At 58.2% G+C, this 19,504-nt stretch carries 16 protein-coding genes; 4 read left to right on the plus strand and 12 right to left on the minus strand.

What is annotated here, in order from left to right; all coding sequences use genetic code 11:
• Positions 1 to 17: 17 nt before the first annotated feature.
• The 5 genes from AB5Z05_RS06990 to arcB form a co-directional block, all read right to left on the minus strand.
• Positions 18 to 1,229 carry an EAL domain-containing protein gene (locus AB5Z05_RS06990; protein WP_005339088.1) on the minus strand — a complete coding sequence of 404 codons (1,212 nt, stop codon included), beginning with the start codon at positions 1,227 to 1,229 and terminating at the stop codon, positions 18 to 20.
• Positions 1,210 to 5,451, minus strand: a complete 4,242-nt coding sequence (locus AB5Z05_RS06995) for a transporter substrate-binding domain-containing protein (RefSeq protein ID WP_368150708.1) — start codon at positions 5,449 to 5,451, stop codon at positions 1,210 to 1,212. The genes AB5Z05_RS06990 and AB5Z05_RS06995 overlap by 20 nt, the downstream gene beginning before the upstream one ends.
• 223 nt (positions 5,452 to 5,674) lie before the next feature.
• Positions 5,675 to 5,878: a hypothetical protein gene (locus tag AB5Z05_RS07000; RefSeq protein WP_005349248.1), complete on the minus strand. Its 204-nt coding sequence runs from the start codon at positions 5,876 to 5,878 to the stop codon at positions 5,675 to 5,677.
• A 315-nt stretch (positions 5,879 to 6,193) separates the two neighbouring features.
• Positions 6,194 to 7,558 carry a dGTPase gene (gene dgt, locus AB5Z05_RS07005; protein WP_236367580.1) on the minus strand — a complete coding sequence of 455 codons (1,365 nt, stop codon included), beginning with the start codon at positions 7,556 to 7,558 and terminating at the stop codon, positions 6,194 to 6,196.
• A 51-nt stretch (positions 7,559 to 7,609) separates the two neighbouring features.
• Positions 7,610 to 9,922, minus strand: a complete 2,313-nt coding sequence (gene arcB / locus AB5Z05_RS07010) for an aerobic respiration two-component sensor histidine kinase ArcB (RefSeq protein WP_213387409.1) — start codon at positions 9,920 to 9,922, stop codon at positions 7,610 to 7,612.
• A 206-nt stretch (positions 9,923 to 10,128) separates the two neighbouring features.
• Between arcB and AB5Z05_RS07015 the strand changes: the two genes are divergently transcribed.
• Positions 10,129 to 11,127, plus strand: a complete 999-nt coding sequence (locus AB5Z05_RS07015) for a DUF2860 family protein (RefSeq protein WP_058059483.1) — start codon at positions 10,129 to 10,131, stop codon at positions 11,125 to 11,127.
• Positions 11,128 to 11,194: 67 nt separating this feature from the next.
• Here AB5Z05_RS07015 and AB5Z05_RS07020 read toward each other — a convergent pair whose 3' ends face one another.
• The 4 genes from AB5Z05_RS07020 to AB5Z05_RS07035 form a co-directional block, all read right to left on the minus strand.
• A complete protein-coding gene (locus AB5Z05_RS07020; RefSeq protein WP_005339098.1) occupies positions 11,195 to 11,893 on the minus strand; it encodes a DUF3334 family protein in 699 nt (232 codons plus the stop codon).
• Positions 11,894 to 11,982: 89 nt separating this feature from the next.
• On the minus strand, positions 11,983 to 12,429 hold the full coding sequence (locus AB5Z05_RS07025) for an HIT domain-containing protein (RefSeq protein WP_157161375.1): 447 nt from the start codon (positions 12,427 to 12,429) through the stop codon (positions 11,983 to 11,985).
• Between the two features lie 73 nt (positions 12,430 to 12,502).
• Positions 12,503 to 13,144, minus strand: a complete 642-nt coding sequence (locus tag AB5Z05_RS07030) for a DUF2057 domain-containing protein (RefSeq protein WP_368150712.1) — start codon at positions 13,142 to 13,144, stop codon at positions 12,503 to 12,505.
• A 71-nt stretch (positions 13,145 to 13,215) separates the two neighbouring features.
• Positions 13,216 to 14,115 carry a LysR family transcriptional regulator gene (locus tag AB5Z05_RS07035; RefSeq protein WP_368150775.1) on the minus strand — a complete coding sequence of 300 codons (900 nt, stop codon included), beginning with the start codon at positions 14,113 to 14,115 and terminating at the stop codon, positions 13,216 to 13,218.
• A gap of 97 nt (positions 14,116 to 14,212) precedes the next feature.
• Here AB5Z05_RS07035 and AB5Z05_RS07040 point away from each other — a divergent pair, with 97 nt between their 5' ends.
• Entirely contained in the window at positions 14,213 to 14,815 is a 603-nt protein-coding gene (locus AB5Z05_RS07040; protein WP_368150715.1) for a short chain dehydrogenase, read from the plus strand.
• 127 nt (positions 14,816 to 14,942) lie between these two features.
• Here the strand turns inward: AB5Z05_RS07040 and AB5Z05_RS07045 are convergent, their stop codons facing one another.
• From AB5Z05_RS07045 to dapA, 3 genes are all read right to left on the minus strand, one after another.
• Positions 14,943 to 16,046, minus strand: a complete 1,104-nt coding sequence (locus AB5Z05_RS07045) for a phosphoribosylaminoimidazolesuccinocarboxamide synthase (protein WP_040065098.1) — start codon at positions 16,044 to 16,046, stop codon at positions 14,943 to 14,945.
• 167 nt (positions 16,047 to 16,213) lie between these two features.
• Positions 16,214 to 17,341: an outer membrane protein assembly factor BamC gene (gene bamC / locus AB5Z05_RS07050; RefSeq protein ID WP_005349235.1), complete on the minus strand. Its 1,128-nt coding sequence runs from the start codon at positions 17,339 to 17,341 to the stop codon at positions 16,214 to 16,216.
• Positions 17,334 to 18,221: a 4-hydroxy-tetrahydrodipicolinate synthase gene (dapA, locus tag AB5Z05_RS07055; RefSeq protein ID WP_005349232.1), complete on the minus strand. Its 888-nt coding sequence runs from the start codon at positions 18,219 to 18,221 to the stop codon at positions 17,334 to 17,336. The genes bamC and dapA overlap by 8 nt, the downstream gene beginning before the upstream one ends.
• Before the next feature lie 205 nt (positions 18,222 to 18,426).
• Here dapA and AB5Z05_RS07060 point away from each other — a divergent pair, with 205 nt between their 5' ends.
• Entirely contained in the window at positions 18,427 to 18,960 is a 534-nt protein-coding gene (locus AB5Z05_RS07060; RefSeq protein ID WP_005349229.1) for a glycine cleavage system protein R, read from the plus strand.
• Positions 18,961 to 18,984: 24 nt separating this feature from the next.
• Positions 18,985 to 19,449 carry a thioredoxin-dependent thiol peroxidase gene (bcp, locus tag AB5Z05_RS07065; RefSeq protein WP_005358255.1) on the plus strand — a complete coding sequence of 155 codons (465 nt, stop codon included), beginning with the start codon at positions 18,985 to 18,987 and terminating at the stop codon, positions 19,447 to 19,449.
• Positions 19,450 to 19,504: the final 55 nt, after the last annotated feature.

The raw sequence follows: 19,504 nt of genomic DNA on the forward strand, positions 1-19,504 counted from the left end.
GGATCCAGCCAACAGAATCAGATAGATATCAGTGTAGGCAATCTATCTTGCCAAGTCCGGTGCCAATTAGCCAATTCACTGCGCGGCATCGGGCGGGCAGAGAAAAATCCCTGACAGAGGTCACAACCGAGCTGAGCCAGCACTCGCCAGGTCGCCTCATCCTCTACCCCTTCCGCCACCGACTTCAGCCCCAGCTTGCGGGCCAACTCGATACTGGACTCGATGATAGCCAAACGTGACGGATCGGCATGGCAGCGATCGACGAAAGAGCGATCCAGCTTGAGTTCGGTGAACGGCAACAGTGCCAGCTGCTGCATCGAGGAGTAACCGGTACCAAAATCATCGATGGAGAGGCCAAAACCATGCATCCTCAGCCGGGTCAGCACCTCCAGAGACTTGCCCAGATCCTGAACGAATGCGCTCTCGGTCACCTCCAGAGTGATGAGCTCCGGATTGATACTCCAGCGCTTGCACTGATCAATCAATAAGTTGCAAAGATCCCCTTCAATGAGTGAGGTGGTGGAGAGGTTCATCGACAGATTGAGTGACAAGCCGGTTTCCTCCCATAAATGACCATCACTCAGAGATTTACTGATGATCACCTCGGTCAACGGATCGATAAGCCCGTTGTGCTCCGCCAGTGAAATAAAACGCCCGGGCGGGATCAGGCCAAACTCGGGGTGTTGCCAGCGGGCCAACGCCTCCATCCCGACCCACTCGCCGGATGCAAAACTCACCTTGGGCTGATACCAGGGCAGCAGTTGATCTTGCTCGATCGCCCGACGCAACTCATCGAGTCCTATTCTGTGCCCCTCTTCCTCCCTGACGGGTTCCTGCCGGGGTGACCAAGCCTGGATAAGCCGCTGGAGCTGCTGCGGCGTTGAGGGTTTCTCTATGCGACCAAGCACCTGCAAGCCATAAGCGGTACTCATACGCAATACGGCTTCTACCACATCCCCCTCAAGCGCGCTGGAGAGGATAATGCCGCCCTGAAAACCACCCAGCGACAGGCGGCGCAACAGCGCCATGCCATCCATTCCGGGCATTCGCAGATCACAAAACAGGATATCGACGTTGTGTTGCTGGCTAAGCGCCAACGCCTCGACACCATCAACCGCTTCCAGCAGATTCTGGTAACCCAGGCTGCGGATCTGGTGCAGCAGCGCCTTGCGCTGAAATCCATGGTCTTCCACGACCATGATGACCAACTCATGTTGTGCTTTTTTCATCGAGCCATAATCCAATGTCGTGGGTAATCGCCGTCATCAGCCTCTGCACTGTGCTGACCAGATCGTCGAGTTCGTCGAGCCGCTTCAATCGCGCTGCCGATTCCAGCATGGCGGCCTGACTGGCAAGCTCCTCCAACCCGACCATTCGGGCAGCCCCCTTGATCCGGTGGGCGGTCTCTACCAAGGCGCTGGCATCATGACAAATCAGTGCTGCCATCATGGCCTCGCCATCCTGCCGGTTGGAATCGAGATACTCCACCGCCATGGCTCGCGCGGTCAGCTCGTCACCAAACAGCGCTAACCAGCGTTCAGCCTGCATGCCTGTAGCCCCATCAACGGGCGCACCCGCGCTTCTGGTTGGCGTCCTCTCTGCCAGCCAATGGGCCAGCATCTGGCGCAAGATATCCAGCGGGTAGGGCTTCAGTAGCATGTCACTCATGCCGGCCTCTACCATACGAGCACTCGCCTCTTCCGACGTATCTGCCGTTACCCCTATGATGGGGGCCGTCACTCCCGCAGCCCGCAGCGCCTTGGTCAGGGCATAACCATCCATCACCGGCATATGGCAATCAGTCAACAGCAGAGAGAATTGCTGTCCCTGCCAGGCCCGCAGAGCCTTCTCGCCATCTTCCACGACCTGAGCCTCGATACCAAGAATGGCCAACTGCCGTGCCAGCAAGGCACGATTGACCGGATGATCATCGGCCACCAATACTTTGCCACCCAGCTTCTCTGCAAGCGCAGGGAGGATTGGTGTGACCCGCTCCTGTAGCAATTCGTGGCAGCTCTCCAGCAGAAGATCCGGATAGAGAGGAGATAGACCCAGGCGCCACCATTTCTGTTCACCAATCCGACCCCGTAACGCCTCATCGGGTGACGCTATGATCCCCTTCAGCGCAGAGTGTTGCAGCCAGCTTTGCCATTCCCCCCCAAGCGCTTGCTCAAGCCACCGTTGATCGGCCAACAGCAACCCGTCCAGTGAGCGACTGAGCTCATTGGCCCCCAAGTACCTGAGCTTGGCCCCCTGCCGTACCATGGCCGCTTCGAGGTTGGTGTCATCGCTGAAAAACCACCATTCTGTGTCAGCCAGAGCAGGGGGATCCCACTGCGGATTGGTAAGCGGTACGGTAAAGCGGAAGCTGGAGCCCTCTCCTGCCTTGCTGGTCAGTGTCAGTGCCCCCCCCATTTTGCACACCAGCTGCTCACAGATTGCCAACCCCAGTCCGGTGCCACCAAAACGACGGTTGATATCTGACTCCACCTGCTCAAAAGGCGTGAACAGCAGCGCCTGCTTCTCTGCGGCGATCCCGATACCGGTGTCACTGACACTGATGGTCAGTTGCTCGCTCAGGTAGCTGACCCGAATCGTAATCCCCCCTTGTTCGGTAAACTTCACCGCATTGTTGAGCAGGTTGGAGATGACCTGACCGATACGCACCCCGTCGATGTCGGCCCAATCCGGCACATGATGCTCCCACTCCAGCACCACGTTGAGCCCCTTGTTATGAGCCAGTGCCGCGTGGCCACGAATGGCATCGCAGATCACCGTTTGCAACCGGCTGCTCTGGTAATTCAACTGCAACTGACCCGCTTCTATCTTGGAGAAATCGAGGATGTCATTGACCAGATAGAGCAGGTTATTGGTCGAGGTGACCACATTGCGCACCATAAAACGCTGGTCGTCGTTGAGCTCGCTCATTTGCAGCAATTCGAGCATGCCATGCATGCCTGAGATGGGAGTGCGCAGCTCATGGCTCATCGTTGCCAAAAAGCGGCTGCGAGCCTGCATCGCCTGCTCGGCATAGGCGCGAGCTTCGCGCAGCTCATATTCCTGTTGCTTGAGGGCAGTGATGTCCTGAATCACCCCGTTGAGGATCAGTGCCTGCTGCTCCTGTCTGACAAAGTTGCCACGCACTTGCAGATAGCGATCTCCATCAGGCCGCTCCACCCTGACCTCCAGATCGAGGGGGGCCAGGGTCTCGGCATGGTTGGCCACCTTGCTGACAAACTCCTGCAGGGCCTGTTCGGTAAAGCCAAATACCTCACCACCCGATTCAGCGTTAAATAAATCCTGGTGAGATACCCCCAGAATCTCGTTGGCCCCCTGAGAGGCATAAAGAAAGCGCCCCTTGCCCGGCCCTTGCCACAAATACTGATAGACCACCCCAGGCATGCTGTCGGTAATCTGGGTAAGGCGATTTTCAGCCTGACGGGCGCGCTCCTCCGCCTCCTTGATCCGGCTGACATCGGTCAGTACTGTCAACACCCCTAGCATATTGCCATCGGGATCGCGATAAGGGCGTTTGGCATAGATAACATGGCAGGGCGTACCATCAGCTCGCAGGTTACTGCCTGCCCCCTCCAGATCCTGTCCTGTCTGCCACACCAAACGCTCTTCTTCCAACACACTGTTTCTGAGTGTCTCGGGCATGTTTTGCAGCTCCTCACTGCTACTGCCAGCACCAAGGAAAGCATCGCGATAGGCCTGATTGCACAAGGTGATCCGCTGCTCGCTATCACGTAGCGCCACCATGGTTGGCAGTGAGTTGAGTAAGGTCTGCACAAACAGCAACTGTTCATTCAGCTTGTCCTCTGCGATTTTCCGCTGCGCAATCTGGCGACGCAAACTGCGAGCCCAGAACATCACCAGCAAACCGCTGACGAGCAAGGCGCCCCCCCCTATGGCCAACCATTTGTAAATCAGGGTGTAATCGGATTCGATATTGACCGACACATTGAGCCAGCGTCGCTCAAGCCGTTGCCACTCCTCATCCGTGATGGTCAGCAGCAACTTGTCCATGATTCGGAGCAACTCGGGCTGAGCATTGTTGACAGCCATACTGATAGGTACGGAAAATTCGGGGGAGCTCAGCACTACCTGATACTTATCATTGAAACCCTTCATCGCCTGCTGTCCCAGATTGGTCATGGTCAACAGCACATATTCGGCTCGCCCAGTATCAAGCAAGGTCAGTAAATCGGCATCTTTGCCTACTTCGATAATATTGGCGCCCAGCGCGTGAATGAGAGAGGCTTCGTAAGAACCCGTCACACCACCAATCAGACGCCCTTTCAGCTCGACCAGCGACTTCAGCGGGCGAGCACCGTGTCTGGCTACGACATAGCTGTCGAACTTCAGATAGGAGGAGGTAAAAGAGGCAAAGGACTGACGATCCTTGAGCGGTGTCATCAAGGGAATAAGGTCCACTTTGTGCTCTTTCAGCAGTTTAAGTGACTCCTGCCAGGTATTTGTCGACGCCAGCTCAAAGCGGATCCCGGAGCGCAGACTCAATAACTTCATCAGGTCTGCCGTATAGCCATGCAATTCACCTTCGTCATCGATTTCGCTGATGCCGGCAAATCCGGGGGCAACGGCGAACTTGATGACCCTGTTTCTCTGCTTCAGCCAACTAGCCTCATCTGGTTCCAGCAACAGACCAGCGTTGGCGCGCTCATCTTCCTGATGCAACCGTAGTCGTGAGTCTGCAACGGGTATCCGTTGATATGCCTGCCAAAGCTTCTCGCTCAGCTCTGGCTGGCGGGAGCTGGTCGCCATCGTCAGCGTGCTGCCAGAAAGCCACCCAGGAGCGACAACCCCCATTGATGCAGGCATTCTCTCCATCTTAAGGGAAACAATGGGTTCCAAATCAAGATATGCATCGACAGCGCCCAGCTTGACCATATAGGTCGCCTCAGTGCGGCTCTCCAGCTCAGTTACACCAGAGATCCCCAAACGATCCAACTCAGTGCAACTGCCAAACCCGCGAATACAGACCCAGCGTAACTTGCGCGCCTGCTCCAGGGTCAATCGCTGATCCGGGGTATGCATTAAAATGGAGCGAGCATAAGAACCGATACTGCCAATAGGGTTTATCCCCTTCAATTCAAGAGCATTACGTTCGACCCCGATTAATGCATCGATCTGGCCGCCTTGGAGAGCAATCTGGGCATCCACGTAGGAGTTATAGGGGATATAACGCAATGACACGCCCATTTCGGCTGCAATACGCGAGGCCAGCTCCTTGAGCGGACCGGCATAACGCTGGTTGGGGAGTTGATAGATGAAAGGGGGATAACCACCACGGGGAACCCCGACCAGCAGCTCCTTTTGTGCAGAAATTTCGTTACTTGTGCTCTCATCTTGCGGTTGGGGAGCCGCAACAGCCAACATGCCTGAAAACAACAGCAAAATGGGAAGAAAAAGCTGACGAAGGAGTGGCATAAGGTCTTGTCCTGATGAGTAAAACAGATAGGGCTGCCACCTCTAATCTTGCAGACCCTGACGACGCAAGGCGAGAAAACAATCGCAGCTGTTACAAAGAGGGCGGAGAGGATAATACTGAGTCACCAACATGTGAACCTGGAATCACCCATAAGATGGAAAAATGGCAGGCATGCAGCCTGCCATTTCAATAGCGAGGGGGATCTTATTCTCCCCCTCGCGATCAGGTTATTCGATTCCCGAGGCGGAAGCCGGTTTGATACTCCCGCTCGCGAACGAGGGCGATTTGACCCTGATATCCTTCCAGCCCGATATCCCTGAGCAGGGCGGGTGACAAATTGACCTGCACGAGACGACGCTCGACCCGGGCAATCCTTCTCTGGACCAGGGATTCAACACTGCGCAGTAAAACCAGTTCGATAGACATGACATTCTCCAGTTGAACATGCGGTTCTCCCGGAGAAAGTGGATATCACCCTGCGGGACGAACCGCGGGTGATAAAAAGACAGGGGTTACCTGTTTACGCCACGCGGTAAAAGAGCACGAGATTTCACGCCGCACGCAGTGCCGCGAGAGAATGCAATATTGAGCATCAGATGTTGCATTTTCGTCTCCTTACCGGATAAAAGTTGAACAGGTTGCAGAAGTCTAAAAAATATCCGAATTTAAAACAAGCCTCTTGCGACTCCTTTTTAAACGTTTTTACGGCATTTTATGCTGCCCGAAGGGGAGCTTGGGGCATCAGATCCCCGAGAGTAGCCGGTACTCCTCCAGCACGTAGGTATCCGTCATGCCGCTGACGTAATCGAGCAGCAGCCGCACCCGGTAATACCACTCCTGCTCGTTCTGGCAGGCAAAGCGCGGATCCGGAGTGGCGATCGCCAATCGATAGGCCTTGAGATGGCGGGCCGAGAGGCGGTGATAGAGGCGGCGCGCAAAGAAAAGCGTCTGACTCCCCTCCCCGGCCAGCAGACGGGCAAACTGTGGCGCTGGCAGCGACAACAGGCAGGCATAACTGGTCAGCACCCCGCGCAGCGCCGCATACCCCTCCAGCTCAAGCGCTTCCACCTCGGGGCGCATAAAGACCAGCTCGCGGGCCACCCGTTTGAGGATATCGAGCACCCGCGCCGCCGGCGCCTGACCGTGCAGCAGCGCTTGCGGATAGGATCCCTGCAAAATGGCCTGATGTTCGCTGACATAGCTTTGTGCCGCCAGCGCAACCAGATCCCGGGTCAGTTGCTGGCGAAAATGGGGGAAAAAGCCCCGACCACTGGCAAGCGCGTCATCCAGCAAGGTGCCCATGTAGTCACTCTGGTCAGCAGCTCGCAGCGCCGCCAGCAGTTCACCCTGAGTCAGGATCCTCCGATCTACCGCATCTTCCAGATCGGCGATGCAGTAGGAGATGTCATCGGCCGCCTCCATGATGTAAACCAGCGGATGACGGCAGCCGGGGGCCAATCCCAGGCTCTGACCGAGGGCCCGGTAGAGCGGCTGCTCGCTAAAGAAGATACCCCGCTTGCTGCTCCAGCCATGATGTTGGCCATAGCTCACCCCGGGTTGCGGCTGCTGCGGGTATTTGCAGAGCGCCGCCAGTTGCCCGAGCGTCAGATTGAGCTCGTGCAGACTGTGCACCAGCCGCAAGCTCTGGGCGTTGCCATCAAACAGTTGCAGATCCTGACGCAGCTCAGCCCACTGGGTCGAGGGGGGCTGCGCCAGCGCCTGCTGATAGAGGGGATCAAGCATCTCGCCGAGCCACTGGCTCATCACCTGCTCGCCAAAGTGGCCAAACGGCGGGTTGCCCACGTCATGAAGCAGGCAGGACATCTCTACCAGATTGATAAAAGCCCCTTCACAGACCATCCCGGCAGGCAAGGCAGCCAGAATGCGGCGGCTGATCTGGCGGCCGGTCTCCTGCACCTCCAGCGAGTGGGTGAGGCGACTGCGTACCGAGGCCTTCACATCGAGCGGAAAGACCTGGGTCTTCTGCTGCAACCGGCGCACCGGCGCGGCCTGCACGATACGGGAGCGATCCTGCTCGGTCGCCTCCAGCAGCTCCTCATCCCCCCAGGGGTGGATGCGCGCGGGGGTAATCAAACGGCTATACATCTCGCAGCTCCTTGCCAGCAACTTCCATCAGACTCAAGACAACCTCCAGCATCAAGACAGCAACCAGCGCCGCAGACGGGCGATATCGCCGGGATATTCGCGGCGCAGCGTCTCAATCCAGTCTTCCACGTTTTCCCACCAGGCGGGGTGATCCGGGCTCTGGATCAGCTGAGCCGTCTGCTGCAAACGGCGCAGGCCAATGGAGCCTGCCGCCCCTTTTATCTTGTGCGCCTCTTCCACCACCCCAGCTTGATCCTTGGCAATCATGTTGGAGTCGAGCACTGCCATGTAGTCCGGCATCATCTTCTCGAACAGATCGACGCTGGAGAGCAGCACCGGCTTGCCCACGGTATCGGCGTAATCGGTGAGGAAGGGGATATCCAGCAGGGCATCCTGATTGCCCGCATCCGCCTGCTCGTCCGCTTCATCCTCGGCCAGATCGGCAAACAGGTGACCAATCACCTCCCGCACCGCTTTGGAGCCAAGCGGCTTGTTGATCACATCCTGCATGCCGTGATCCCGGTAGTACTGGCGATCGCCGGTGGAGTTGGCGGTGAGCGCCACCATGGGTGGCAGGCTGTCGCCATAACGCTCCAGCAGGGTTTTCGCCACATCGAAGCCGGTCATGTCCGGCAGCTGGATATCGAGCAAAATGAGGTCGAAATCATCCGGGTTGGCCATCGCCAACGCCTGGGTGCCGTCCCGTGCCACCTGCACCTGATGACCCAGCTTGCCCAGCAGGGCGCAGGCCACCGTCACGTTAAGCTCCACATCCTCCACCAGCAGGATATCGAGGGGGGGCATCTCCTCCTCCTGCTCTGGCAACACAGGCTCGGCGCAAGCTACCTCCAGCTCGGCGGTAAAGCAGGAACCTTCGCCCGGATCGCTGTCCACATAGAGCTGCCCGCCCATCGCCTGCACCAGCTGACGGGAGACCGCGAGGCCAATGCCGGTGCCGGTGGCGTGTTTCTTGCCCTGCACCTGATAGTACATGGCGAAGATCTTCTCCTGCTGGGCGCGAGGGATACCGATACCGGTATCCTCCACCTCGAAGTGCAGGGCCAGCTTGCCCGGCACGTCGGCGGGATGGGAGAGGCAACGCACGGTGACGCCCCCCTCATCGGTAAACTTGACCGCATTGCCTACCAGATTCCACAGCACCTGGCGCAGGCGGGTGCCATCAGCCATCACGAATTGCGGCATGTCGCCATCGCGATCGAAATGGAGATAGAGCCCCTTCTGCTCCGCCTGAATGCGCGACAGGGTCTCCAGCTCATCGAGGAAGGCGGGCAGATCGATGCGGGTAGGCGCAATTTCGAGGCGACGGCGATCCAGTTTGTCCAAGTCGATGATGTCGTTGAAGATATTGCCAAGGGTTACCGCACTCAGGTGAATGGTCTTGAGCTGCTGATGCTGCTTGGGATCGAGGGGGGTATCCATCAGCATCCGGCTTAAGCCCACGATGCCATTGAGCGGGGTGCGCAACTCGTGGCTGATGGTGGAGATGAAGGTGGTCTTGTCGCGGCTCGCCTTCTCCAGCTTGTCCTGATACTGCTTGCGCTCGGTGATGTCACGGCCAAAGCCGAGCAGACCGAGTCGTTTGCCGAAGCGGTCGAAGAAGGGCACCTTGCGCAGCTCGAAGTAGGCCTTGCGGCCATCGGGATACTCCAGCCACTGCTCGTAGGTGAGCGGCTCGTTGCTGGCAAAGACCTGCTTGTCGGTCTCCACCACCTTGTTGGCGATCTCCTGCTTGTAGACATCGAACGGGGTCAGACCGATCAGCTCGGCCTCCACCTTGCCGGTCAGCTCTTCCATGGCGCGGTTGCAGCCGGAGAACTGCTCATCCTCGTTGCGGTAGTAGACCAGATCGGGGGAGCAGTCGATAAAGGAGCGCAGCAGGGCGGTACGCTCCCCCAGATGAAGCTGGGCTTTCTCTCGCTGGAACACCTCGTTCTCGAGATCCTCAATGGCCTGAAGGCGCAAGCTCTCGGCCCGGTTGGTCTCGGCAATCTGGGCGTTGAGGCGGCTGATGTTCTCCTGCAGCTGGGTATTGAGCTCCAGATCCCGCTCGCGCATATCTTGCAGCTTGCGCACCATCCGGCTCAGTCGCTGACGGGAATCCTCCAGCTGATCCACCACGATGGAGAGAAAATAGACCGCCCAGGGGGTCACCAGCAGGCCAAAAAACACCGAGCGAACGAAGTCGATCACATCGATATTGCCGCGCAGGAACAGGGTCACCCCCATCTGGATGGCGACCGCCAGCACGATAATGCCCGCCGCCAGGAACATGCTGAAGCGCACCAGTCCCAGCTTGGTCATCAGATCGACATAATATTGCGCCCAGGATTTAATCTGTTTCATCTTATTGTTTTCCCCCGATATTCGCGGTACAGAATACCAGCACAACCGAGTGAACTCTTCTTAATCTCGCACAATTAATTAACGATTCGCCGAATGAAATGAGTGGGTTAGGATAATTGGCAATATTGAGTCAGTTGCCATTAAGGTTTTTTCTTTATACTCACCGGCCGAAAAAATTCACCACCATTTAATTTAGGAGTTATCCGATGCGCAATACCACCTTGCTGGGCCTGGGCCTGCTGGTCGCAAATAGTGCTTATGCTGATTTGGGTGAAATTCCCAAGGAGTCTGGCTGGTCCGGTTTCCTGCTTGGCGGGGTCAGTGTCATCAATTACGAATCGAATTTTTATAGCGGTGATGATGAAAACCGCCGCCTGAGCGGACTGGGCAGTGCCGAGAGCAGCTCCGCCGTTGCCCCGCTGCTCAACGCCGATATCCGCTACACCTTTGCCGATACCCGCACCCAGGTCTTCCTCGGTAACCTGATCCAGGATGCCATCCGTTTCGACTTCACCCAGCAGCTCGGTATCCGTCAGGAAATGAGCGACAAGGGCATCGTAGCTGGCTCCGTGGTCTTTAATGCCATGCCGACCGAGCAATGGAGCGATCCCTTCGCGGTGGGTGTCGACCGTCAGTCGACCGATATCAAGTCAAAAGGGGTTCGCTTCGCCTGGGACAGCATCTGGGGTAGCAACTTCAATGGCAGCCTAACCACCCGCAACATCGAGGTAGATGAGGAGCGCAGCGGCCAGCAATACGATAAGGATAACCAGACAAACTATGCAGCCAAGCTGGATCGCAACGGCAAGATCCACGCCCTCGACCTCTCCTACAAATGGCAGCTGGCACCCGGTCAGATGCTGGAGCCAGCCTTTATCTACCGCCAAGCCGATCTGGATGGCAGCGCCCAAAGCTACAAGAGCAACGGCCTGCAGTTGACCTACGGCATGCGCGCTTCCCAGTGGTCTTTCGTCAGCAACGCCTATCTGGGCCAGACCAAATATGATGAGGCCAACCCGATCTTTGGCCAAAACGCCGACTCCGACGAGTTTGCCCTGACCGGTACCTTCTTCTGGCACCGCCTGTTCGGTATTGCTCCGCTCTCCGCAACCTTTACCGCTGGCTATGCCAAGTCCGATTCCGACATCAACTTCTACGATTCTGAATCAGTGATGTTCAACACCGGCCTGCTCTACAACTTCTAACAACGGTTGTGCGCACCGATACAACAAGGCCACCCGAAGGTGGCCTTGTTGCTATCCGGCATTTGCCTCAGATACCCAAAGAGTCGAGCAGATCGTCGTGATCGTTGGCAACCGGAGCTGCCGCCTGAGCCGGCTTGGCGGCATCCTGCTTGGCCTGGGCGATCAGCGCATCGGGATCCAGCTCCTCGTGCTCCATCCCCTCATTGTGGATGCGGATGAACTCGGTTTTGTCCATCGCCAGCTCCAGATAGAAGATGTTGTTGCGGGCGGTGAAGAAGGTGACGCGGCGGGACTCCGGGCTGTCGAGATTGGTATCGACGCTCAGCATCACCTGCTTGTTAAGGGCCAGCATCTTCGGCTGGTTCTGGGTGATGTGGGTCTGCAGATCCCGGCCCACCTTGACGGTAAAGCTGCCGACGATCTGGTTCATCAGCTCGCCCATCACGTTGCTCACCTCGTCAGAGGTGTGGGAGATGGCGAGATCCTCTTTGGAGAGCCCCATGCTCAGCATGTAGCTCTCGTACAGCTCCATGGCGGCGGCGGCGGAGAAGTTGATCACCACCAGACCGGAAAAACCGCCATCGAACAGCACGAAGCAACCGATATCCGGCTTGAGGCAGGTCTTGCTGATCCGCTGCACCATGCCGGAAAACCGCACCTGACTCATGGTTGCGGCACTCAAAACGTCCGTCACCGAGTTGCACAGGCTGAGCAGCACATCCTCTGTGGTCAATACGGCATCGTCATCGGATCTTGTCACTATCATGGGACCTTCCTGAACATCGAAAATGGGCTTATCTATACCATAACTCTAACAGATGGCGCGGCCCGGAGACTGAAATAGCGACACGCCTCTCAGTTGACTCCGTTATCAGCAGCCACAGGGATGAAACCGCTCAGCTTGGCGAGCCGGGCACGCCATATATCGGCCTGCTGCGCCAAAACTTGTGGCTCGTAAGGCACGACCGGATGAGCGCCCCAGATGGGGCCTGGCCAAGCACGATCCGCCGCAAAGCGGGCTACATGGTGAAGATGGAGTTGCGGCACCAGATTGCCGAGCGCGCCGATGTTGATCTTATCCGGGCTGAGGGCCTGTTCCATCAGGTTGGCGACGGCGCAGGACTCCTGCATCAGCTGTTGCTGCTGCTCCGGCGCCAGATGGTGAATTTCCCGCAGGTTGGCTACTCGCGGTACCAGGATCAGCCAGGGATACTGGCTGTCTTTGGCCAGCAAGACACGGCAGAGGGGCAGATCCCCGAGCCACCGGGTATCTGCCTGCAGGCGTGAATGCAATTCAAACATGAAAACCTCGTTGAGTACGATGAACAGAGCGCCTGAAAAAGGAGTGTCCACGTTACTGCAACGGGCAGAAAACTTAAAGCTGTGGCACGGCCCAACCGATAAAGCGCTTGCGCAGAGCCGGATCTGCCTGGAGGAACAGCTGCTGCAACTGCCCTTCCAGCTCGCTGGCTGCCACAACGGGTTGCCCCCCACCGGATAGCGTAGCCGTTGGCTGCGTAGCAACGGCGCCAGCCGCCAGCGCCGCCTTGCCGCCGCTGCGGTTGTATTCAGCCAGTTTGCCGTTCCAATCCACCCCAAGCAGCATGCCGCTGGTCACCAGCGCGTCCTGCTGGATGGCAAGCCCGCGGCCATTCTCCTGCAACGCCACCACAGGAGCCTTGGCATACGCCTGCATCCCCCGCTCGTCTCCCGGTACGCTGGCCGTCAGCTGCAAATGCTGATTGCTGCCCTGATAGCGCACCACCTGCGGCTCGGAGCGTACCTGCCGATCATTCTCGCTGCTGCTGCGACTGGGGATCACCCCCTCGAAGCGCACCAACAGTTGCTGTTCGCCATCCGCCAGGGTGGCATGCTGCTCATCTTGCAAGGTGCCGTTGCTCACCGCGAGGATGCGGAAATTCTCCGGCACCTTCACTTCCACCATGGCCTGTACACTGCCGGCCCCCAAGACTGCACAGAGCAGTACAAAACCGGTCAACCCTCTATTGCTCTTCATTCCCGCTGATCTTCCTGATGCCGATGATGGGCGCAGGGTAGCAGCCGAAGATGACAGAATAATAACGCCACTCAGAGCAGGTAGTGGGGTCGCTCGGCAAACCACTGGGCCAGCACCTGCTTGAACAGCCGGATCTTGCGCGGCACCCGCCGCTGCTGGGCATGCAGTACATGAAGCTGATGCAGACCACTCTGCCACTCGTCGAGCACGGTCACCAGCTCCCCTGCCGTCAGCAGCGACTCCACCAGCATCAGCGGGCACTTGGCATAGCCCATACCGGCACGCGCCAATTGCAACACGGTACTGTAATGGTTGGCCCGCACCTTGCCCTGCACCAGAATGTGGGCCTCCTCCCCCTCACGGATAAAGTGCCACTGCTCCCAAGCCGGATTGTGCCCCTGCAACAGGCAGCTGCGCCCGCTCAGCTCATAGGGGGTGGCAGGACGCCCCTCTCGCGCCACCAGCGCGGGGCTGGCCACCACCACATCCTTGAGCCGCCCCAGCGGCAGGGCCACCAGATTGTCCGGCACCTCGCTCATGGCGCGCAGGGCGATGTCGTTTTCTCCCTGACTCATGTCGACCATCTGGTTGGTGAAATTGAGTTCCACCTCCACTCCCGGGCAAAGCGCGGCAAAGCTGGTCAGCAGTTCGCTCACCATGCGGTCGCCGGTGCTGACCGGGCAGGTAAAGCGCAGTCGTCCGCTATCCTCTTCGGTCAGCGCCTGAATATCCTGCTCCGCCTGCCGTGCCAGCGCGAAGATCTCCCCCGCCTGCTGATAGAGGGTCTTGCCCGCCTCGGTCAGGCTGAGGCGGCGGGTGGTGCGCTGCAACAGTTGTGCATTGAGGGAGGACTCCAGCGCGCTGACGTGGCGGCTCAGCATCCCCTTGCTCACTCCCAGCGTATCGGCCGCAGCCGAGAAACTGCCGCGCAGCACCACTTCGTAAAAGCTGGCCAGATGGGCGATATCCATCATTAGCTCCAATATGGAAACAATGGGTTTATTTTACGCGCTTTTTCGCATTTTCTGTTGCGCTAGAATCGATACATCCCAACCAGGAGTGATGCAGATGAAAATTGTGATTGTGGGTGCCTCCGGCACCGTCGGCTCCGCTGTCAGTGAACTGCTTGCCAAAGATCATCAGGTGATCCGGATCGGCCACAGCCGTGGTGATGCCACGGTCGACATGCGCGATCACGCCTCCATCAAGGCGCTGTTTGCCCAAGTAGGCCAGTTTGATGCGCTGGTGGTGGCCAGCGGCAGTGTAGCCTTCAACGGCCTGACCGAGATGACCGACGAACAGTGGCAGGTGGGACTGGAGAGCAAGCTGATGGGCCAGATCAACCTGACCCGCGCCGCCATCCCCTATCTGACTGACAAGGGTTCCATCACTTTGATCAGCGGTATTCTGAGCGAGGAGCCGATCAACTGGGGGGTGAGCGCCAGCACAGTCAACGGCGCCATCGATCACTTTGTGAAAGCGGCCGCCTGCGAGCTGCCCCGCGGCCTGCGCATCAACGTGGTAAGCCCGACCGTGCTGGCTGAGTCGATGGACAAATACGCCGACTTCTTCCCGGGCTTCGTGCCGGTGCCCGCCGCCAAGGTGGCGCAGGCTTACAAGAAGTCGGTGCTGGGCATCCAGACAGGTCAGGTGTTCAGGGTCAACGGCTGATCGCCGCTCGCTTGCCGCCAGACCAGCAATAAAAACGGGCCCCATAGCGGGGCCCGTCTGTTTCTCTGCCTCTCTCCATCGCCACTGGCAAACGTTTGTTTCTAGGCGACAAAAAAGAGCGCAACCCTTAGTCGATCAGACCGTACTGATCGCGCAGCACCTCGATGATCTCCTGCTTGGGATTGGCAGAACGCGCCAGCTTGTGGCCGATGATCTTCTCGGCGATCCCGACATAGGTGTTGGAGATATCCATCATCACTTCGGTCGGCAGCTTGTTGTCGCGGGCCAGGGCAAAACGTTCCGGCATGCGATTCTTGTTGAGCAGGATGTCCGGATCCGGGAAGTGGTTGAGCAGCCACTGACGGAAACCCTCTTTGGACTTCTCGACGATCTGGCCGTCGCGCAGGGCCGCGCCATCCCAGATACGGGAGCTGTCGGGGGTGCCCACTTCGTCCATGTAGATCAGCTTCTCGTTGCCGGCGGCATCGTGGACGTAACCAAACTCGAACTTGGTATCGACGAAGATCTGATCCAGCCCGGCCAGCGCGTCGCTGATGACGTTGAAGCCCTCTTTGAGCAGCACTTCGTAGCGGTCGATGTCGGCCGGTTTGCTGAAGTTGAAGCCCTTATAATGGCGCTCGATATCGGCACGGGAGACGTTGACGTCATCGGCTTCCGGCACGCCATCCAGCCCTTTCAGCACGCCCTTGGTGGACGGGGTGATGAGGATCTCCGGCAGTTTCTGATCCTTTTTGAGCCCTTCCGGCAGGGTGATGCCGCAGAACTCGCGCTCGCCATCCTTGTAGGCACGCCACATGGAGCCGGTGATGTACTGGCGGGCAATCGCCTCGATCATCACCGGACGGGCTTTTTGCACGATCCAGACGAAGGGGTGCGGAATATCCAGAATGTGGCTGTCAGCCAGTCCCTTCTCCTTGAACAGCTTGAACCAGTGGCTGGAGATGGCGTTGAGCGCAGCCCCTTTGCCCGGTACGCCGTTCAGGCCATCCACACCTTGCCAGATGCAATCGAAGGCCGAGATGCGATCGCTGATCACCATGAGGGCGAGGGGCGCATCGGCCGGCACATCATAGCCTTTCTCTTTTATGAGCCGGGCACTGTCTTCGGGGGTCAACCAGTAGACACTGCGCACTTTGCCGGAATGGACAGGTTTATCGGTACGGATCGGCAAATCGTCATTCACCGCCAATACTTGATCTGCAAGACTCATGGCTAATAACACTTCCTGTTTGTGGGGGGTAAACATCGCGAGTCCCTCACCTGCGCGCTCTGTTTGCAACGGGCTGGCAAGGGGGCTCGTATCATCGAAAACCGCTCGGAATCCCCGCGTTTTCAGGGGGATTTTGATAACAAAACAGGGGCACAAGGCCCCTGTATTTATTCTGCTTTTGCTGCTGCCTGATCGGCCAGCCCCTTGGCGAACGCCTCGGACAGGCTGATATACATCTGGGAGATAACCCCGGACGATACCGGCTTCTTGTCCTTGTCGAACAGGGTGATGGAGGTCTTGCCTCCCGCCATTTCGCCAAGCTGGAAGCGGTATTTCTCCTCCTCCAGTTTGAACGGCTCGCTCCCTTTCGCCTTCCAGAACTCGGCACCCGGCTCTTCGTACTCGACGTCGATCCAGCCCAGTGACTGCTGGGTATCCTTGATGGTGAAACCGTAAGCGGGCAGTACCTGGTTGAGGCGACGCCACACCTGATCAAAGGAGCCTTCGGCAATCCAGGCGCTCAGTTCGTTGTTGTCCAGACCCAGTTGCAGACCCATGCCATCGTTGGACTTGTGCTGCTCGCGGGCTTTCAGCTGGCTGTCGTAATAGAGAGAGAACTGGTTCAGCACCCGCGCGGCATAGCGCTGGGCATCGGCAGGGGTCAGCTTGTTGCTGGTCTCGCCGTCGATGGTCTCTTCGTGATCCAGCACCCGGACCGACATGTTGACGGCGTGGCGCTGGGCATCGTTGCGCACGGTGAACTGGTAACGCTGACGGATTTTGAAGTCTTCGTCATCTTCACCCCAGCCATCGAGGGCGACTGTGTTGTCAAACCAGCCGGTCTGCAATACGCCATCCTGCTGATCCAGCTTCTCGGTGGTGACCTTGTATTTGGCCAGGAAGTTCATCAGGAACGACCAGGTATCGCGCTCCACGCTCTGGCTGGTGCTCAGGGCATAGAAGGCAACGGTCGGTTCGGTTGCGCTCTGCACCACCTGGCTGCCCGGTACCACGGTCAGCAGCTGGGCTGGCGGGCGCACATCGACCTGGGCGCCGAGGGCACCTTCACGGCTGCTCTCGGGAAGCGGCGGGATATCGTACTGGCTGTTGAAGGTGGGGGCACTCAATCCTGCGGGGATCAAGAACGCGCGGCCCTCGAGGCGGGCATCTTCATAACCGAAGTCGCGGTTGGCCATTTTGCGATCCTGGGGGGTGCTGCAACCGGCCAAGACGGCCACAGTCGCAACGCTCAGCACCAGACGGGCTCTATTTCCCTTTCCATTAGATTTAAACACTCGCCATCAACTCCGCTGTGGTCAGTGCTCGCGCCATCAGCTGCTCGCCCTCGGGGGTGAGGTCAACCAGCGGCAGGCGCAAGGTGGCTGTTGCAATCAACCCCAGTTGGGCACAGGCCCATTTCACCGGGGTGGGGCTCGGTTCGCAGAACAGAGTCTTGTGCAACGGCATCAAGAGATTGTTGATGTCATGCGCCTGCCCGGCATCACCGGCCAGCGCAGCACGACACATGTCGGCCATCTGGGCCGCTGCAATATTGGTGGTGACCGAAATCACGCCATCGCCACCTTGCAGCATAAAATCACAACCAGTGGCATCGTCGCCACTGTAGAGAGCAAACTCCGGCCCGCACAGCTCGCGCAGCAGCGGGGTGCGGCTCAAATCGCCGGTTGCCTCTTTCAAACCGATAATGCCGGGAACCTTGGCCAGACGGGCCACGGTCTCCGGTTTGAGATCGCAACAGGTGCGACCGGGCACATTATAAAGAATTTGGGGCAGACCACTAGCCTCGGCGATCGCACAATAGTGGCGATAGAGACCTTCCTGAGTGGGCTTGTTGTAGTAAGGAGTCACCGAGAGGCCCGCCACCACGCCGGTTTTGGCCAGTCGCTTTGCCAATTCAATGGCATGGGCGGTATTGTTGGAGCCGCAACCGGCGATGACGGGAATACGTCCGGCGGCATACTCAACGGTCTTTTCAACGACGGCGATATGCTCCTGCTCGCTCAGGGTCACCGATTCCCCCGTGGTACCCACCGCAACAATGGCGCTGGTCCCGGCGCTGACATGATAGTCGACCAGCTTGGCCAGACTGGCCCAATCGACTTCACCTGAAGCCAGCATGGGGGTAACGAGCGCAACAATACTACCGCGTAACATGGACTTTTCTCCCGATTTTCAGGGGCGTAATGGTAAAGCTGACCCCTTTGAAAAACAAGGGAGAGAGGGGGCAAGCCGTGATACCATCCGGAACAAAAAGCAATGGACGAAAGTCGGCAGCGTCCCTCAGGGAGTGGTCATCAGGGCCGGAGGGTTGGCTTGCCAGCGCGGCTTTCGCAACGAAATAACGGACGAGAGAAGATTTATGACTCACTACCTGGTCGTAACGGCCATCGGCACGGACAGGCCTGGCATCGTCAATGAAGTGACCCGCCACGTCAGTGGCTGTGGTTGCAACATTGTGGACAGCCGCCTTGGCATCTTCGGCAATGAATTTACCTTTATCATGCTGCTCTCGGGCGACTGGAACAGCATGATGCAACTCGAAATCAGCCTGCCCCTGCGTAGCCAGGAGTGGGATCTCATCACCATGATGAAACGCACCGAACGCCACCAGTCCCTGCAGTATGACGTCCGCGCCAGTGCCGACCTGTTGATCCGCGACGAGCCCGGCATCGTAAGCCAGTGCACCCAGTTCTTCAGCGAACATGGCTGGAACATTCAGGCGATGCAATCCATGACCCTGGAGCAGCAGCCGTTCAACCTGCTGAAGATCAGTTTTCAGCTCAATCTGGCCAGAGAGGGTGAAGTGGAAGGTTCGCAAACCGCCTTCGCCGAATTCTGTCGTCAACTGGGTGCCGAATCGTTCGAGTTTATCGTCAATCGCAAACACGCCTGAGGGCGTTTTACCCGAGGAGACCCCATGCAACCACTACAAGCTGGCAGCCCCGCCCCCGATTTCTCCCTGCCCGACCAGAATGGCAATCAGGTCAGCCTCGCTGGCCTGCGCGGCAAGAAGGTGCTGGTCTATTTCTACCCCAAGGCGATGACCCCCGGCTGCACCACCCAGGCCTGCAGCCTGCGCGATGTGAACGCCGAGTTGGCCGCCCTCAATGTGGTGGTGCTTGGCATCAGCCCTGATCCGGCCAAACGGCTGAAAAAGTTCGAAGAGCGGGACCAGCTCAACTTCACCCTGCTGGCCGATGAGGACCACGCCGTCGCCGATGCCTTTGGCGTCTGGGGCCCGAAGAAGTTCATGGGCAAAGAGTATGACGGCATTCACCGTCAGAGCTTCCTGATCGACGAAGAGGGCAAGATTGCCCACCACTTCGACAAGTTCAAAACCAGCGATCATCATCAGGTGGTACTGGATTTCCTCAAGGGGTAACCCTCCCCTGCGTCATTGAAAGGCCTGCCATGCAGGCCTTTTTTGTCTGGTCAAC

It is taken from the genome of Aeromonas sp. R2-4, from assembly GCF_040908365.1.
Classification (GTDB): Bacteria; Pseudomonadota; Gammaproteobacteria; order Enterobacterales; family Aeromonadaceae; genus Aeromonas; species Aeromonas veronii.

Coding starts and splice junctions, on each gene's coding strand:
- dapA (WP_005349232.1), bottom strand. CDS start 18,221: ATGTTACGCGGTAGTATTGTTGCGCTCGTTACCCCCATGCTGGCTTCA.
- dgt (WP_236367580.1), bottom strand. CDS start 7,558: ATGTATAGCCGTTTGATTACCCCCGCGCGCATCCACCCCTGGGGGGAT.
- AB5Z05_RS07025 (WP_157161375.1), bottom strand. CDS start 12,429: ATGTTTGAATTGCATTCACGCCTGCAGGCAGATACCCGGTGGCTCGGG.
- bcp (WP_005358255.1), top strand. CDS start 18,985: ATGCAACCACTACAAGCTGGCAGCCCCGCCCCCGATTTCTCCCTGCCC.
- AB5Z05_RS07020 (WP_005339098.1), bottom strand. CDS start 11,893: ATGATAGTGACAAGATCCGATGACGATGCCGTATTGACCACAGAGGAT.
- AB5Z05_RS06990 (WP_005339088.1), bottom strand. CDS start 1,229: ATGAAAAAAGCACAACATGAGTTGGTCATCATGGTCGTGGAAGACCAT.
- AB5Z05_RS07015 (WP_058059483.1), top strand. CDS start 10,129: ATGCGCAATACCACCTTGCTGGGCCTGGGCCTGCTGGTCGCAAATAGT.
- arcB (WP_213387409.1), bottom strand. CDS start 9,922: ATGAAACAGATTAAATCCTGGGCGCAATATTATGTCGATCTGATGACC.
- AB5Z05_RS07060 (WP_005349229.1), top strand. CDS start 18,427: ATGACTCACTACCTGGTCGTAACGGCCATCGGCACGGACAGGCCTGGC.
- AB5Z05_RS07035 (WP_368150775.1), bottom strand. CDS start 14,115: ATGGATATCGCCCATCTGGCCAGCTTTTACGAAGTGGTGCTGCGCGGC.
- AB5Z05_RS07045 (WP_040065098.1), bottom strand. CDS start 16,046: ATGAGTCTTGCAGATCAAGTATTGGCGGTGAATGACGATTTGCCGATC.
- AB5Z05_RS07000 (WP_005349248.1), bottom strand. CDS start 5,878: ATGTCTATCGAACTGGTTTTACTGCGCAGTGTTGAATCCCTGGTCCAG.
- AB5Z05_RS07040 (WP_368150715.1), top strand. CDS start 14,213: ATGAAAATTGTGATTGTGGGTGCCTCCGGCACCGTCGGCTCCGCTGTC.
- AB5Z05_RS06995 (WP_368150708.1), bottom strand. CDS start 5,451: ATGCCACTCCTTCGTCAGCTTTTTCTTCCCATTTTGCTGTTGTTTTCA.
- AB5Z05_RS07030 (WP_368150712.1), bottom strand. CDS start 13,144: ATGAAGAGCAATAGAGGGTTGACCGGTTTTGTACTGCTCTGTGCAGTC.